Annotated in this window: 12 protein-coding genes and 2 pseudogenes; 3 read left to right on the top strand and 11 right to left on the bottom strand. The window is 36.1% G+C overall.

What is annotated here, in order from left to right:
* Positions 1-4: 4 nt before the first annotated feature.
* The 9 genes and pseudogenes from H5J24_RS04850 to H5J24_RS04805 form a co-directional block, all read right to left on the bottom strand.
* Positions 5-1,060 carry a diphosphomevalonate decarboxylase gene (locus H5J24_RS04850; protein WP_068944157.1) on the bottom strand — a complete coding sequence of 352 codons (1,056 nt, stop codon included), beginning with the start codon at positions 1,058-1,060 and terminating at the stop codon, positions 5-7.
* A gap of 67 nt (positions 1,061-1,127) precedes the next feature.
* Positions 1,128-2,893: pseudogene (locus H5J24_RS04845) on the bottom strand (AMP-dependent synthetase/ligase).
* The gene (locus H5J24_RS04840; protein ID WP_068944159.1) at positions 2,890-3,903 is read right to left on the bottom strand and encodes an NAD-dependent epimerase/dehydratase family protein; all 1,014 of its coding nucleotides are present in this window, start codon (positions 3,901-3,903) and stop codon (positions 2,890-2,892) included. Before H5J24_RS04840 ends, H5J24_RS04845 begins: the two are co-directional and overlap by 4 nt.
* A 330-nt stretch (positions 3,904-4,233) precedes the next feature.
* Positions 4,234-5,237 (bottom strand): annotated as a pseudogene (locus H5J24_RS04835) (MvdD family ATP-grasp ribosomal peptide maturase).
* Entirely contained in the window at positions 5,230-6,186 is a 957-nt protein-coding gene (locus H5J24_RS04825) for an MvdC/MvdD family ATP grasp protein (protein WP_068944161.1), read from the bottom strand. Before H5J24_RS04825 ends, H5J24_RS04835 begins: the two are co-directional and overlap by 8 nt.
* 89 nt (positions 6,187-6,275) lie before the next feature.
* Positions 6,276-6,494, bottom strand: a complete 219-nt coding sequence (locus tag H5J24_RS04820) for a microviridin/marinostatin family tricyclic proteinase inhibitor (RefSeq protein WP_068944162.1) — start codon at positions 6,492-6,494, stop codon at positions 6,276-6,278.
* A 114-nt stretch (positions 6,495-6,608) separates the two neighbouring features.
* Positions 6,609-7,388 carry an alpha/beta fold hydrolase gene (locus tag H5J24_RS04815; protein ID WP_068944163.1) on the bottom strand — a complete coding sequence of 260 codons (780 nt, stop codon included), beginning with the start codon at positions 7,386-7,388 and terminating at the stop codon, positions 6,609-6,611.
* Positions 7,389-7,478: 90 nt separating this feature from the next.
* Positions 7,479-8,198, bottom strand: a complete 720-nt coding sequence (locus H5J24_RS04810; protein ID WP_068944164.1) for a pyridoxine 5'-phosphate synthase — start codon at positions 8,196-8,198, stop codon at positions 7,479-7,481.
* 145 nt (positions 8,199-8,343) lie between these two features.
* Positions 8,344-9,612 (bottom strand): mechanosensitive ion channel family protein, encoded by a 1,269-nt coding sequence (locus H5J24_RS04805; RefSeq protein WP_068944165.1) that lies wholly within the window; start codon positions 9,610-9,612, stop codon positions 8,344-8,346.
* Positions 9,613-9,789: 177 nt separating this feature from the next.
* On the opposite strand from H5J24_RS04805, the gene H5J24_RS04800 reads away from it, so the two are divergent.
* Both H5J24_RS04800 and H5J24_RS04795 read left to right on the top strand, forming a co-directional pair.
* Positions 9,790-10,281: a DUF456 domain-containing protein gene (locus tag H5J24_RS04800; RefSeq protein ID WP_068944166.1), complete on the top strand. Its 492-nt coding sequence runs from the start codon at positions 9,790-9,792 to the stop codon at positions 10,279-10,281.
* A gap of 19 nt (positions 10,282-10,300) precedes the next feature.
* Positions 10,301-10,822, top strand: a complete 522-nt coding sequence (locus H5J24_RS04795; RefSeq protein WP_068945162.1) for a hypothetical protein — start codon at positions 10,301-10,303, stop codon at positions 10,820-10,822.
* Here H5J24_RS04795 and H5J24_RS04790 read toward each other — a convergent pair.
* Positions 10,788-11,429, bottom strand: coding sequence for a uracil-DNA glycosylase (locus H5J24_RS04790; RefSeq protein ID WP_068944167.1), 642 nt, complete (start codon positions 11,427-11,429; stop codon positions 10,788-10,790). The two genes, H5J24_RS04795 and H5J24_RS04790, sit on opposite strands and share 35 nt — an antisense overlap.
* A gap of 37 nt (positions 11,430-11,466) precedes the next feature.
* Positions 11,467-12,057, bottom strand: a complete 591-nt coding sequence (locus H5J24_RS04785) for a GNAT family N-acetyltransferase (protein WP_232816073.1) — start codon at positions 12,055-12,057, stop codon at positions 11,467-11,469.
* A 127-nt stretch (positions 12,058-12,184) separates the two neighbouring features.
* Here H5J24_RS04785 and H5J24_RS04780 point away from each other — a divergent pair, with 127 nt between their 5' ends.
* Positions 12,185-14,332, top strand: coding sequence for an endonuclease MutS2 (locus tag H5J24_RS04780; protein WP_068944168.1), 2,148 nt, complete (start codon positions 12,185-12,187; stop codon positions 14,330-14,332).
* Positions 14,333-14,349 lie beyond the last annotated feature (17 nt).

Here is a 14,349-nt window from a genome sequence, read left to right as displayed (position 1 = left end):
GTTTTTAAAACTTCATTACATCCTTCACTACCCCATTCTTTTGAGTGTGCTGTAGTAATTCAGCTTCTATAAATGTTTTGATCTGCTCTTCTGAAGCATCAGCCGGGAATAAAAGGTGTACGTTGGCACCTGCATCCAAAGTAAAGAATAATGGCAGGCCAGTATCTCTTCTAAAATCCCAGATTTTATTGATTACTTCTAACGTTCCTGTTTTCATCAGGATAAAAGCCGGATCACTCATCATCATCATGGCGTGAAGAGTAAGGGCTTCATGTTCTACCAATTTGATAAAGCGTTCCATATCTCCGCTTTTCAGAATTTCCTTCATCGGAACGAAGTTTTCTCTTGCTTCCTGGAATCTTCTCTCTGCATATGGATTGGTATTCATCAGACCGTGCCCAACTGTTGAAGAAACGCTTTTCTGTCCTTCATGAATCAATAATACCCAATCATTGAAGCTCTTAAATACTTCATGAATTTCCGTTTCAGGATAAGGAACAGCAAATAGATCAGAGCTTCCTTCTACTTCTTCTGTTTCTCCCCAAACAATTAATCCGTTGTATAAACTTCTGCATGCACTACCGCTTCCTAATCTGGATAAAAATGATGCTTTTCTCAAAGATTCTTGTTCAGAGGTTTTCCCTGTAAATATTTCATCCAATGCCATCAGACATTTAGCAATAGCTCCGAATCCCGATGCAGAACTTGCAATCCCTGAACTGTGTGGAAATGTATTTTCTGTTCTGATAATGTATTTCCCCTTTAAAATCCAAGGTAAATACTGCTCAATATTTTTGAAGTATTTTTCAATTTTTTCAGCAAACTTCACTTCTTCATTTCCCGCCAAAAATGTTTGTACAGAGAAAGGTTCATCTGCTAAAAACTCCATAGTTGTATTAGTTTTACAATGATTTAATGTATAACTAATACTTGGATTGGCCGGAATCTGATTCTCATATTTTCCCCAATATTTAATCAGGGCAATATTAGAAGGGCAGCTCTCTGAAACGGTGTATGTATGAATGCTAAAATTTTCTTTTCCTATAAATTGTGTTGTCATAGTTTAATTTAAGTGATGGAACTTAAGTGTTTAAAACTTTTGCGTTTTTTTGTGACTTATAAATAGATTAATACATTTTCTCTATAATATCCGCATATTTTTTAAGAACCACATTTCTTTTTACTTTCAATGTTGGAGTAATTTCTCCTGTATTGATATCAAATTCTGCTGGCATCAGCGTGAATTTCTTCACCTTTTCATAATCAGCAAGATGAGTTTGCAGTTCTTTAATCTTCTCTTTATAAAGACTGATGATCTTATCATTTTTTACGGCTTCTTCCCAATTGGTGAAAGGGATATTATTTTTCTTAATATAATCCTGTAAAAACTCAAAATTCGGAACGATTAAAGCTGATACAAACTGTCTTCCTTCTGCTACCAGCATAATCTGCTGGATAAAATTATTATTGGTCAGAAGGTTTTCAATCTGCTGTGGAGCAATATATTTTCCGTTAGAAGTTTTCATCAGATCCTTGAGTCTGTCTGTAATAATCAGGTTACCTTTATCATCAATTTTACCTGCATCACCGGTTTTAAACCAACCGTCTTCTGTAAATACTTTTTCAGTTTCTTCGGGTCTGTTATAGTACCCTTTCATGATTCCGTTTCCTCTGGCCTGAATCTCATCACTTTCCCCGATACGGATTTCTACTCCCGGCAATGGTTTTCCACTCGTAGCATGTTCAAAATGAGTTAAAGGGAAAAGCGTTAAAGTAGCTGTAGTTTCTGTTAAACCATATCCCACAGTAACATGGATGCCCACTGATTCAAAGAATCGGGTTACTTCAGGTGATAATGAGGCTCCTCCACAAGGTAAGAACCACAATCTTCCCCCATTTTATTTTTGATCTTACTGAAGACCAGCATATCTGCCACGGATTCTTTTAATTTTAATCCAAAAGGAACCGGTCTTTCATTTCTTTTTAGTTCTGCAGTTTCCCATCCGGTTTTTAAAGCCCAGTCAAAGATCTTTTTCTTCAATGAAGAGCCTTCTTCTGCCTTTTCCAGCACACCGGCATATACTTTCTGGAAGAATCTCGGTACTGCACACATCGCAGTAGGTTTTACTTCTTCTAAAGCTTTGGCTACATTTTTCGGATCTTCAAGGAAATAGACTCTCGCGCCGCCATAAAGACATAACAAGCTCCAGCTTCTTTCAAACACATGGCTTAATGGTAAAAATGCCAGTGAAAGTTCTTCTTCAAAGTTTTTAAATTTAAAAAATTCAAAGTGAGAATCAAAAGCTTTGATAAAATTCCCATGGGTAAGCATCACACCTTTAGGGGTTCCTGTAGTTCCGGAAGTATAGATCAACGTTGCTGTATCTTCATTTTCCTTCTTACAAATCTCCAATTCTGAGGGAGCTTTTGCAATAAAATCTTCAAGATAAAAACTGTTGAATTCTTTCTTGATCCACACTGCTTTTTTAGAAATTATGATGGTTTCAAGATGGTTATCTTCATGATGTAAAATTTCCAGGCAGGCATCATATTGCATTTGATTTCCTACCAGGATCACCTTAGCTTCTGAATCTTTAATGATATATTCTGCCTGCTCCGCATTATTGGTAGAGTAAATAGGAACGGTAATTGCTCCAATGGCCATTGCAGCCAGGTCCATAATCATCCATTCAGATGAATTATCTGAATAAATAGCCACTTTATCGTTTTCCTGAACTCCTGCTTCTTTTAAAGCATTGGCCATTTTAAAAATAATTTCACTGAATTTTTTCCAGCTCAGCTCTTTCCAGGCTTCTTTCTTTTTAAAGCCGATTGCCGCTTTTATAGGATGTTTTTCTACATTTTTAAGGATTATTGCCTCTGCAAGATTCATTTCTTCAGCTTTTTGTCGTTAATATAATTGTTCAGGTGAAAGTCGATACTTTCTTGGATGGGAATAAACCGATAATTCAGCTTCTCCGTGACTTTGTGATTGGAAATGGTGTTGAATGAAGAGATCGCTTCAATATTGGATTCTGTAGCCATTTTCAGCTTGGGAATTAACCACCCGAAAAGGATATTAGCCCATTTCCCTATGTTCAATATTGATCTTGAAAGAATTCTGGCCTCTTTAAGCCCTAATCGGGTTCTGATCTGTTTGGCCAGATCGGCATATCTGTTATTTTCGGAAACGATGATAAAGCGTTCTCCAAAAATATTGTTTTCCATGAGCTCTATGGCAGTTTTAGCAACATCTCTTACATCTACATAAGCGGATCCGCCTGCAAAAGTAAAGCTATTATCTTCAAAAGTTGAAAAAAGCTCACCACTGCTTTGCGTCCAGTTGCCACTTCCCACGATCATTCCGGGGTTGATGATGACAACATTCATTCCCTCAGCAGAAGCTCTCCAGGCTTCCATTTCAGATAGATGTTTGGAAATAGCATAGGCTGAGTGCTCCAATTTCGGATTAAAGTCAGAACCTTCATCCAGCTCTCCCTTTTCATTATAATTATCTAAAACAGCTACAGAGCTTACATGCAGGAACTTTTTAACATCTGATCCTTCACAGGCATACAATAAGTTTTCAGTACCTTTAATATTAGTTTGGTACATCTCTTTTTCATCTTTGGGATGAAAACTTACTTTTGCAGCACAATGATACACCTCATCTACTCCATTTAATGCATCTTTCAAAGAATCAATATCATCAAAATCCACATTTACCCATTCGATCTTATTGAAAAAATCATCAGGATTCTCTGTATAAAAGCCGTATGAATGCCTTACTTCGTTTAAATTGCTGCCCGGTCTCTTGGAAGCACGTACATTTTTACCTCTTTTAAGAAGTTCCAGCACGATTATTCTTCCCAGAATCCCGGTTGCGCCCGTTACAAAAACCATTAATTATGTTACTTGATTGCTGACTAAAATATGACAATATTTTCTATCCGGCAATTCTTCAGATTCCTTCAAAAGTTACCCCAAAAACTGCTTTTGCAAATTTGCGATTTTTAAAGCAAAATTCAACTTTATTTAACCAATATTATCATTCTGAAAATCAGAAAATATGAATTTTAAATACAGAATAATTTTATTTTAACCACAAATCGAAGATTCCACAAAGTCAAAGGCACAAAAGTTTTTTGAACATTTAAGTTTTTTGACAGGGTGGTAAAAAAAGCCCTGAAAGCTAAAAAGCTTCCAGGACCACTATATAAAAAAAATAATCATTTATACCATTACAATATTATCTCTTCTCGGCACTTTGTCACAAAGCACATCCGCAATACTCTTAGAGATAAGATTTCCTTCCGTAAGATTATCCAGCCAGAAGAATTCTCCGGCAGCATTGATTTCTATAAAATAATATTCATCTTCAGGAGAAACGATAATATCTATAGCTCCATAATCAACGTTGTAAACATCAAGAAGCTCCAGAAGCTTTTCTTTAACATCTGCTGGTAATTCTGTCTGGCTCCATTTATCTAGCAGATTAACCCCGTCTTTCCTCCAATCTACTTTAGCATCTTCAAACTGTTGAGAATCCACTTCAAAAGCATAGATATCTCTTCCCACAATGGTTACCCGCAGCTCTTTTTTCTTTTGAATCATCTTCTGAAACTGCATTGGACAATACAGTAACGAATCAAGCTCTTCCAGTTTATCTTCACTCACCACATTGGTAAACACCACATTTTCTACTCCATCTTCATAGATCGCAAATCCTGTTTGCATCTTGGCAACCACGTCCTGATGTTTGAGAATAAATTGTTTTGCTTCTTCAGGATTATTAGTCAGACAGGTTTCCGGAATGGTAAGTCCGATTTTTTGTGCAATTTTCAATTGTTCTTCCTTACTATCCAACCTTCTATAAACACTTGGCTTTCCTAATGAGTAAACATCAATAGATTCAAAGAATCCAAATAAGGTATTACGAATTTCTCCCATAGCTGCACTATAGAACTTTGCCTCCATTTCGTCTTTTAATCCTTTACCGATATTATAAGCCCGGCGGTACCAGACTGCTGAAATATCATCCAATCGGTATTTTTTTCAGCTGTTTCAAGCACAGTCATCCATTCTCCATCCTGAAAAACAGTGGACAATTTATTTTGTAAAGGATATAGGTCAACATCAAAGCGAATGACTTCGCAATGGTTTTCTTCAATATATTTTGTTACCTTTTCAATGGAAAAATTATCGGCAGTATGTGTTATAATTAAAATTTTATTCATAGATATTAATTCTTTTGATAAGATGATCGGCAATTCTTTCTGCTATAGGAAATCCAAGCTCTTTTTGAAGCATTCCCCATTCTCCTTGTGGATTAACTTCAAGGAAATAATATTTCCCATCTTTCCCACGGATCATATCAATAGCGCCGGTATACAATCCCATTTCCTTCATCATAGAAGTAAGATTAGCTTTGATTTCATCAGGCAGCTCATAAGTTATCCAGAAATAATCTTTATGACCGACCCTCCAATCTGCATTTTCACTGTTGTTGATCTTTCCTGTAAAAAATTCCCCATCTACATACATGATTCTCAATTCATATTCTTTATTGATATAAGGCTGAAAAATCATGGGACAGTAGATAATATCTGAAAGATTCTCCAGTGTTTCCTGTTCAATAATCATCGTGGAGATTAGATTTTCACCACTCATTGTTTTCCGGGTTACCCCATGAAGTTTGGCAATCGCTTTTCCTGAACAATGCTGGTCAAAAAAAGCCTTTACTTTATCTTCATCATTGGAAAAAATAGTAGATGGAATGGTTAGATTATTTTTGCTGGCTATTTTGAGCTGAAGCATTTTATTCCCATCGATTTTCTTTTCATGCTCATAAGGATTGATCCACGGAAGATGTTCTAAGTGGGTAAACAGATTATAACGCAGACTTCCATATTCATTCAGAAAGATTTTCTCGTATTCCTGGTCCAATTCTTCAGGAACGCTGATCCGCCATGCTTTTCTATGCCATACTCCTGTAATTTCATTGGAATGGATGGAATTTCCTTCCTCATCCGTTATATCAAATGAGCTCTCACTGATACTGATCTTCTGAAAATGATTCAGTCGATCAGAATTCAATCTGAAATAGGGAATATTTTTAGAAGAAAGGTACTGAAAGAAATGGTCAATAGTATAAAAATCCTGCGAGTGAGTGATACAGAGAATCATTTGCCGATTTTATTAAAAAGGGAAACTTAAGATGTTAAGTTTCCCCCTTTGTTACAATTTTGTTAATATGTTACTATAAAATAATCATTTTATAATTCAGCTGAATCATCATCTCCATCAGAAGGATATTTCATAGTATGTTCCATATCGTTTAACTTAGAAGTTACATCATCGATAATCGGCTTTGTAATAACATCTCTCTCTGGAATTGTAATAATCGTTCCTCCTTTTACTGTTTCAGGATCTTTAAGTTGTTTTTCAAGAAATGATGCGAAAAACGGTTTCTTTTTTGAGTTTTTGTTTTCCATAAGTTAATATGTTTGTTTATTTGATAATCGAATGTACAAAAATTTCAACTTATGGAGAAATAAATTAATACTTTAAGATAATTTTAACATATTATCAGAATATAAAGTATATTATTAATTCAAATCGAGAAAATTCTTAACAACAATAGCAAAATCAACAGGATTTTCAGCCTGAACCCAGTGTCCTGCATTCTTAACCGTAACAATTTTAGCTTTTGGAAATTGCTGCTTGATCCCATATTCATCCTGTGGTAAAATATAGTTGGACTTCTCCCCTGCAATAAACAAAGTTTCACCTTCAAAAACCCCAAATTTCACAGCATTGGATACAAATTCATTATATTTCTCAGAAAGTGTTTTCAGGTTGAATCTCCAATTCAGTTTTTTATTATCGTCCCAGTACAGATTCTTGGTTAAAAACTGAATTGTTGATTTTTCCGGAATGTACTGGTTCAAAACAGCCTCCACATCGTTTCTTGAAGCTACCGTGTTGAAATCTACTGTTTCAAGAGCTTTGATAATTCCCTGGTGATGCGGTGGATATGCTTTTGGTGAAATATCTACTACAATTAGTTTTTCTACTTTTTCAGGATATTTCAGAGCGAACTGCATCACAGCTTTCCCTCCTAAGGAATGCCCTAAAACATGAGCTTTCTGAATGCCGTAATGCGCCATATAACGGGCAATATCATCCGCCAGATCATCATGTGACATATCATCGGAATGAAAACTTCTTCCATGGTTTCTAAGATCAATTAGGTGTACCGGAAGATATTCTCCAAGATCTTTCCCGAAGCTTCCCCAGTTATCAAGCATTCCAAACAATCCATGAAATACTAAAAGCGGCGCAGCAGTTAATTCTTCGCCAAATATTTTTGAGTTTAAGATTTCCATATTTTTAAAATAACAGATTTAGATACAGATTCTAAAAGACGCAGAATGCATGTTCATCATTAAGGTTTACATTCAACGTCTGCATCTATTTTACCATTTCGCCAATCTCTTCAAATAAGACTGAACCGTATTTTCCAAGCCCATATACAATGCTTCAGAAACCAAAGCATGCCCAATAGACACTTCTAATAGGTTCGGAATATTATCCGCGAAATATTTTAGATTTTCTAAGCTGAGATCATGGCCTGCATTGATCCCTAAACCAAATTCATTAGCTGCAACAGCAGTATCATAATAAGGTTTGATCGCCTGTTCTTTATTGGATATATAGTTTTTTGCATAAGCTTCCGTATACAATTCAATTCTATCTGCTCCGGTTTTCGCAGCGTATTCTACTAGCTCTGGCAAAGGATCAAGAAAGATAGAAGTACGGATGCCTGCATTTTTAAATGCTGCAATAATTTCCGTAAGATAATCCAGGTGTTTTTTAGTATCCCAGCCTGCATTAGAAGTAATGGCGTCATCTGCATCCGGAACCAAAGTTACCTGCTCTGGCTTCACATCCAACACCATGTCAATAAAAGACTGATGTGGATTTCCTTCAATATTAAACTCAGTCGTCACCAATGGCTTCAGATCATACACGTCTTTTCTTGTAATATGCCTTTCATCTGGTCTTGGGTGAATCGTAATTCCCTGACCGCCAAATTCCTGAATCTTTATAGCAGCTTCTGTCACACTTGGTGTATCACCTCCTCTTGCATTTCTTAATGTCGCAATCTTATTGATGTTTACGCTTAGTTTTGTCATTTTTTATTTAGATATTGGATAAGAGAAGTTAGAAGATGGAAGCAGGAAGCTGGGAATTCATCCGGACTTACTACTTCTTTTGGTACTCTAATTTTCCTATCATTTACAATTGAATTTATTTTTTGAGTAAGTATTACTTCCTCTTTTATACTTTAATACTTACCTGCATCACCTGAAGTTCAAACTCTTTGGATGCCACCAGTAAATGATCAAAGATATCAGCCTGGATCTGCTCAAAATGTTCCCATTTTGAATCATTCGCAAAGCAATATACCTCAAGAGGAAGTCCTTGCGGAGTAATTTCCAGCTGACGAACCATTCTTGTTGCATTTTTTTCGACATCAGGATCGTTCTCAATATATTTCTGTGCATAATACCTGAAAACCCCGATATTGGTAAGCTGCCTTCCATTAATAGTCTTATCATTATTGCTCAGGCTTTCTTTTTCTCTTCTGATTTCCCCACTTTTTTGTTCAAGATAGTCTGCAATAAGGTTAATTTCCTTTAAACGCTCAATATCCTCCTCCGTAAGAAACTTAAAAGAATTGATATTAAAGTAAATCGATTTTTTGATCCTCCTGTTATTGGATTCAGACATCACCTGCATATTCTTGATCTCCGTCGTCAGGAAATCATAAGTAGGAATTGTAGAAACTGTTTTATCAAAATTGGTAATTTTTGTCGTCAGAAGGCTTATTTCTGTAATATTTCCTTCTATGCTGTATTTGGGAATACTGATCCAGTCCCCTACTTTCATATTTTTAGACGTTGCCACATGAATGCCGGTCACAAATCCCAGAATGGTATCTCTGAAAACAAGTACCAAAACTGCCGTTATAGCTCCAAGACTTCCTACAATCGTAGTTCCTTTAATCCCGAAAATTACACAGAGACCTACAACAGTAAACACGAAGAGCCCAAGGATTTTCATCGTTTCCGAGATGGCATTCAGAGCCATAATTTTATAGAAATCCTGCTTGATAGAAAAGTAATTCCTTAATGCTGTTAATGATCTGTACAACATCCCTGCAAGAATCATTACTAATCCCAGATTCACACAACGTATGATGAAGATGGTGGTTTTAGGTAAAGCCCCTTCTGGAAATATAGATCCCTGTATCCCGCCAGCAATAGTAAGAGCTGCAAAATGAGCTACCGAATTCGTGATTTTAGATTGGTAAATAGATTTAAGGACAGGAAATTTTTCTTCGTTATGAAAGAGGCGAAAAACAGCATTGATTGAGAATTTCAAAACAAAATCGACAATCAAAAATACGGCACAAAGCAATGCCAGCTTTACAATGATATGAATAACCCAATCCAGCCCACTGGGTGAAACTTGGGTGATATAAATGTATAACCGTTCGCTTATTTCCTGCAAATAGTTCTTGGTTTCCTGTAGGTCATCTTTCATTACAGCAAATTTATAAAATTAAGGATGATGATGTTACTATTCCCAATCAATTTTCAGCCCAAAATATAAAGCGGGTTGTAAATTTCCATTAAACTATTCAAAAATCTTCTGTATTTTCATACTTAGGCCTGCTTGTTGAATGACTAAGGTTTCATATATTCGTTTATATTTTAAAGAATGGATACAACTGTCATTAATATTCTCTGTCTTATTTTATTGTTTGTCGGCATATTGGGAACATTTCTCCCTGTTTTACCAGGCCTGCTATTAAGTATTTGCGGTTTGTTGATTTACAAATTCGGGACAAATGCTGATCTTCCCATGATCTATATCTGGGCTTTTGGGATTCTCACAGCAGCTTCTGTAATTTTAAGCTATGTAATTCCCGCAAGAACCAACAGAAAATATGGCGGGACCCGCTGGGGAAGTATTGGTTCGGTAATAGGGACTATTGTGGGAATTTTTATTCCGATTCCATTAGGCTTCCTTATCGGTATGTTTGCAGGTGTATTTATCGGAGAGATGCTTCACGACAGCAAAGATATGAACAAAGCTTTACAATCCACTAAAGGTGCTTTAATTGGATTTATTTATGGTACAGGGTTCAGTTTCGTAGTGGGTGTGGCAATGTTTTTGGTAGTACTCCTTAATATGTTTGATATTATTTAACTCAAAAAAAGAAAAAATCATGCTTCATAAAGCCCTCTTATTTAGCCTGGGAATCTTCGCATTAACGGGATGCGAAGCCCAAAAGAAAACAAAAACAGAAACAAAAACTCCTGAAATGACAGCCCATACCCAATCGTCTGATGAACAAAAGAATGACCTCATCTATCTAAGCGAGGGGGAAAATAAGTTCCTTTTGGATTATAAAATGAACATCACATTCAAAGGAATTACCGAAGACAGCCGGTGTCCTGAAGGAGTAAACTGTATCTGGGCCGGAGCTGCTCTTGCTCAAATTGAAGTTATGGGAACCTCTACCCGTCCTGTACTCCTGAATCTTGCCAGCATGGATTTCCCAAACAAAAACTATCATCAATCTGCTGAATTTAACGGTTACACCATCACACTCCAACAAGTCACCCCATACCCTAAAGCAGGTGGGGCTGAAGAGTTAAAAGGAAAATATAAAATAGGAGTCAGTATTAAAAAGAACAAAGCATCTTCAGATACTACCAAGAAATCGCCTCCTTCCCTTTGGAAATAAGATACTCATTAATTTTTGAGAATGGTTTACTTCCAAAGAATCCTCTATAAACAGAGAATGGCGATGGGTGTGCCGATTTTAATATAAAATGCTTAGCCGGATCTATAAGTTCGGCTTTTTTTTGTGCAAATGCTCCCCACAATACGAAAACTACGTTTTCTTTTTTATCTGAAATTTCCTTGATGATATAGTTGGTAAATGTTTCCCAACCGAGATCTTTATGAGAATTGGGTGAATGGGCACGAACCGTTAATGTTGCATTCAATAAAAGCACCCCTTGTTTTCCCCAATCATCTAGCTCTTTAGAAGTTCTTATTACGCCAAGGTCATCTTTTAATTCAATAAAAATATTTTTAAGGGATGGTGGTGCTGTCACCTGCTCAGAAACAGAAAAACATAAACCATTTGCCTGGAAGTCATTATGATAAGGATCCTGACCGATAATCACTACCTTAACGTCTTCAAACGACGTAATTTCCAATGCTCTGAAGATTTGATTTTTAGGTGGAAAAACCTTAGTAGTTGCATATTCGTTCTTTACTTTTTCCCAAAGTGTTGTAAAGTATTCCGTACTTTTTATCGGGGCTAAAATTTCTGTCCAGGTCATATTGCAAAAGTAATTAATATTAAAATAAAAGTACAACTCATACTTTAAATATCTTCACTTTTCTTTTGATTAAAAATAATACAATAGTATAGAAAAAGTAATCATTAAAAATACATTTGCAGTTATCCTTTTTTAACCTAAAAATAATATTATCTGGATGATTTTCGTCTTTTTTATCTTCCTGAAGGATAAAATAGTGTTTTAGAAGAATTTGTTGAGAGTTTTCATTGAATCTGCTTGTGAGAGCTACAATCTCCAGCAATTGCAACTCATTAAATCCATACTCTAAAACAGTTTGAAGAGCTTCAGACATGAGTCCTTTTTTATGATATTCCGGCAGCAGCTCATACCCAACCTCCGCAATCTTCCTATCCTCAGAAAAATTCCATAGACATACTGTTCCGATAAGATTTGGAGTGTCTTTATATGCAATTCCCCAGAAAATGATCTCTTTATACTGAGTTTTTCTTTTAATATGCAGAATAAATTCCAAAGCATCATAATTGGTTTTGGGAGATTTCCTTTTCACATACTGATTGATCACCTCATTACTTCTGATTCGAAGAATATCTTCTATATGGGCTTCATTGATCTCTTTCAGGACCAGACGTTCTGTTTCCAGTTTCATATCTTTCATTAAAAATTACCCTCAAATCTTTGAAAAGAAATACAGAATAGGGAATAATTCTGCATTAATCTATTTTGTAAATCGCTCAAATATACGTAATAATCAAAATTCTCACTAAATTTGCATTGTGTATATAGATAAAGAAGATTTAGACGAATTAGAGTTTCCGCAATTGCTCGCGGAAATCTCCCCATTTGCGTATTCTCCCAAAACAAGAGAAAAAATTCTTCAACTTCGTCCGATGGAAATTGACGAGGCGGAACTTTCATTGAAAAAAACGTCAGAATATCTGTCGAGTTTTGAAAGTTCAAATGCGATTCCGTTTGATGAATATGAAGATATTGAAAGTGAGCTGAAACTGATGCTGATTGAGAATTACCGTCTGGAAAACAGTGCTTTCATCAAAATAAAAACCATCACGGAACAGATCGGAAGATTACAGAAGTTCTTCCCTACCATGCCGGAAACGTTTCCTACTTTATTGGAAGAGGTTTCGGTATTGGAATTCAGAAAAGAGATCATTGATAAGGTTGACAAGGTATTTAACCGTTTTGGTGAGGTAAAAAATGAGGCTTCTCCTGCTTTAAAAGGGATAAGAACAGAGATCCAGCATGCTAAAAAAGCCATTCAGGAAAACTTCAACCGTGCTCTGACAACTTATGGACAGAGTGACTTTTTGGATGATATACGGGAAACAATTATTGATGACCAAAGGGTTTTAGCGGTAAAATCAGGTTTTAAGAAAAGAGTTCCGGGAAGAACCCTGGGAATTTCAAAAACCGGTTCTATCACCTATATCCAGCCGGACAGTGTTGTAAAACATTATTTCAAACTTCGTGAAAGTGAAGAGGAAGAGAAAAAAGAGATTGATAAAGTCTTAAGACAGCTTACCACAGAACTTGCAGAATTCCAGCCTCAGCTTTGGAGGTATCAGATGTATATTTTTGATCTTGATCTGGTAAGGGCTAAAGCTAAGTTTGCAGAACTTATCAATGGTATTCTTCCTAAAATCAACCGCCATAAGACATTGAGGTTAAAAGATGCCTTTCATCCTTTATTATGGTTAAGAAATAAGGTTGAGAACAAAATCATTCACCCACAAACTCTGGCTTTAACGGAACATAACAGAATTATCTGTATTTCCGGGCCTAATGCTGGTGGAAAATCCATTACCCTGAAAACTGTCGGGTTGCTGCAACTGATGATTCAGAGTGGTATTTTGGTTCCTGTTCATCCAAAGTCTGAAATGTTTTTCTTTGAGAAGATCATGACTGATATTGGTGACAATCAATCCATTGAAAATCATCTATCCACGTATTCATCAAGGTTAAAGAAAATGTCCGGAATCATCCGTGAGGCTGATTCGGATACGCTTTTACTGATTGATGAGTTCGGAACGGGTTCTGATCCTGAATTAGGTGGTGCTTTGGCTGAAAGTTTCATGGAGTTTTTCTATGATAAGAAGAGTTTTGCGATCATTACAACGCATTACACCAATATCAAACTGGTTATAGAACAGCTTCCGAATGCTCAGAATGCTGCAATGCTTTTCAACGAAGAAACGCTGGAGCCCATGTACAAACTGGAAGTAGGACAAGCAGGAAGTTCATTTACTTTTGAAGTTGCTGAGAAGAATAAAATCCCAAGGTTTATCATTCATTCTGCCAAGAAAAAAGTGGAACATGATATTGTGAATCTTGATAAAACGATTGTAAAACTGCAGCAAGAAAAGTTTGAGGTTGAAAAACTGAAATCTGATCTTGCAGAAAGAAAAGAATCTGTAGAAGATAAACGTGATAATCTTCAGAAACTGAATGACCAGCTTCAGCAGAAACTTTTCAATTTCCAGAAACTTTATGAAGAGGAACATCGTAAACTTCAGTTTGGAAACAAGATTGAAACTTTCATCGACAGCTATACAAAAGGAAAGTCCAGAAAAGATGTAGTGAAGGATTTTGTAAAACTGCTCGAACAGGAAAAATTCAGAAAGATTGGTGCTGATAAAGATGAATCCAAGCGCCTTCAGGTGGTGAAGAGAAAGATCACCCAACAGCTTAAGAAAGAAGAGGTAATTGAAAAAATTGCAGAAACCAACGAAAAACTGGAGGAAAAACGCAAAAGTGACCGCGAAATATGGATGAAAATAGGCCAGCGTGTCCGAATTACAGGAAGTACAAGCGTAGGAACCATTGAGAAAATTTCCAGAAATAAAGTGATTGTCAATTATGGAACTTTCAAAACAACCATTGATGCAGATGAATTAGAGAGAATCTAATCAATTTGGAAATGGAT

The sequence above is a fragment of the Chryseobacterium capnotolerans genome (assembly GCF_021278965.1).
GTDB classification, from domain to species: domain Bacteria; phylum Bacteroidota; class Bacteroidia; order Flavobacteriales; family Weeksellaceae; genus Chryseobacterium; species Chryseobacterium capnotolerans.
This window is presented reverse-complemented; position numbering and strand designations above follow the sequence as displayed.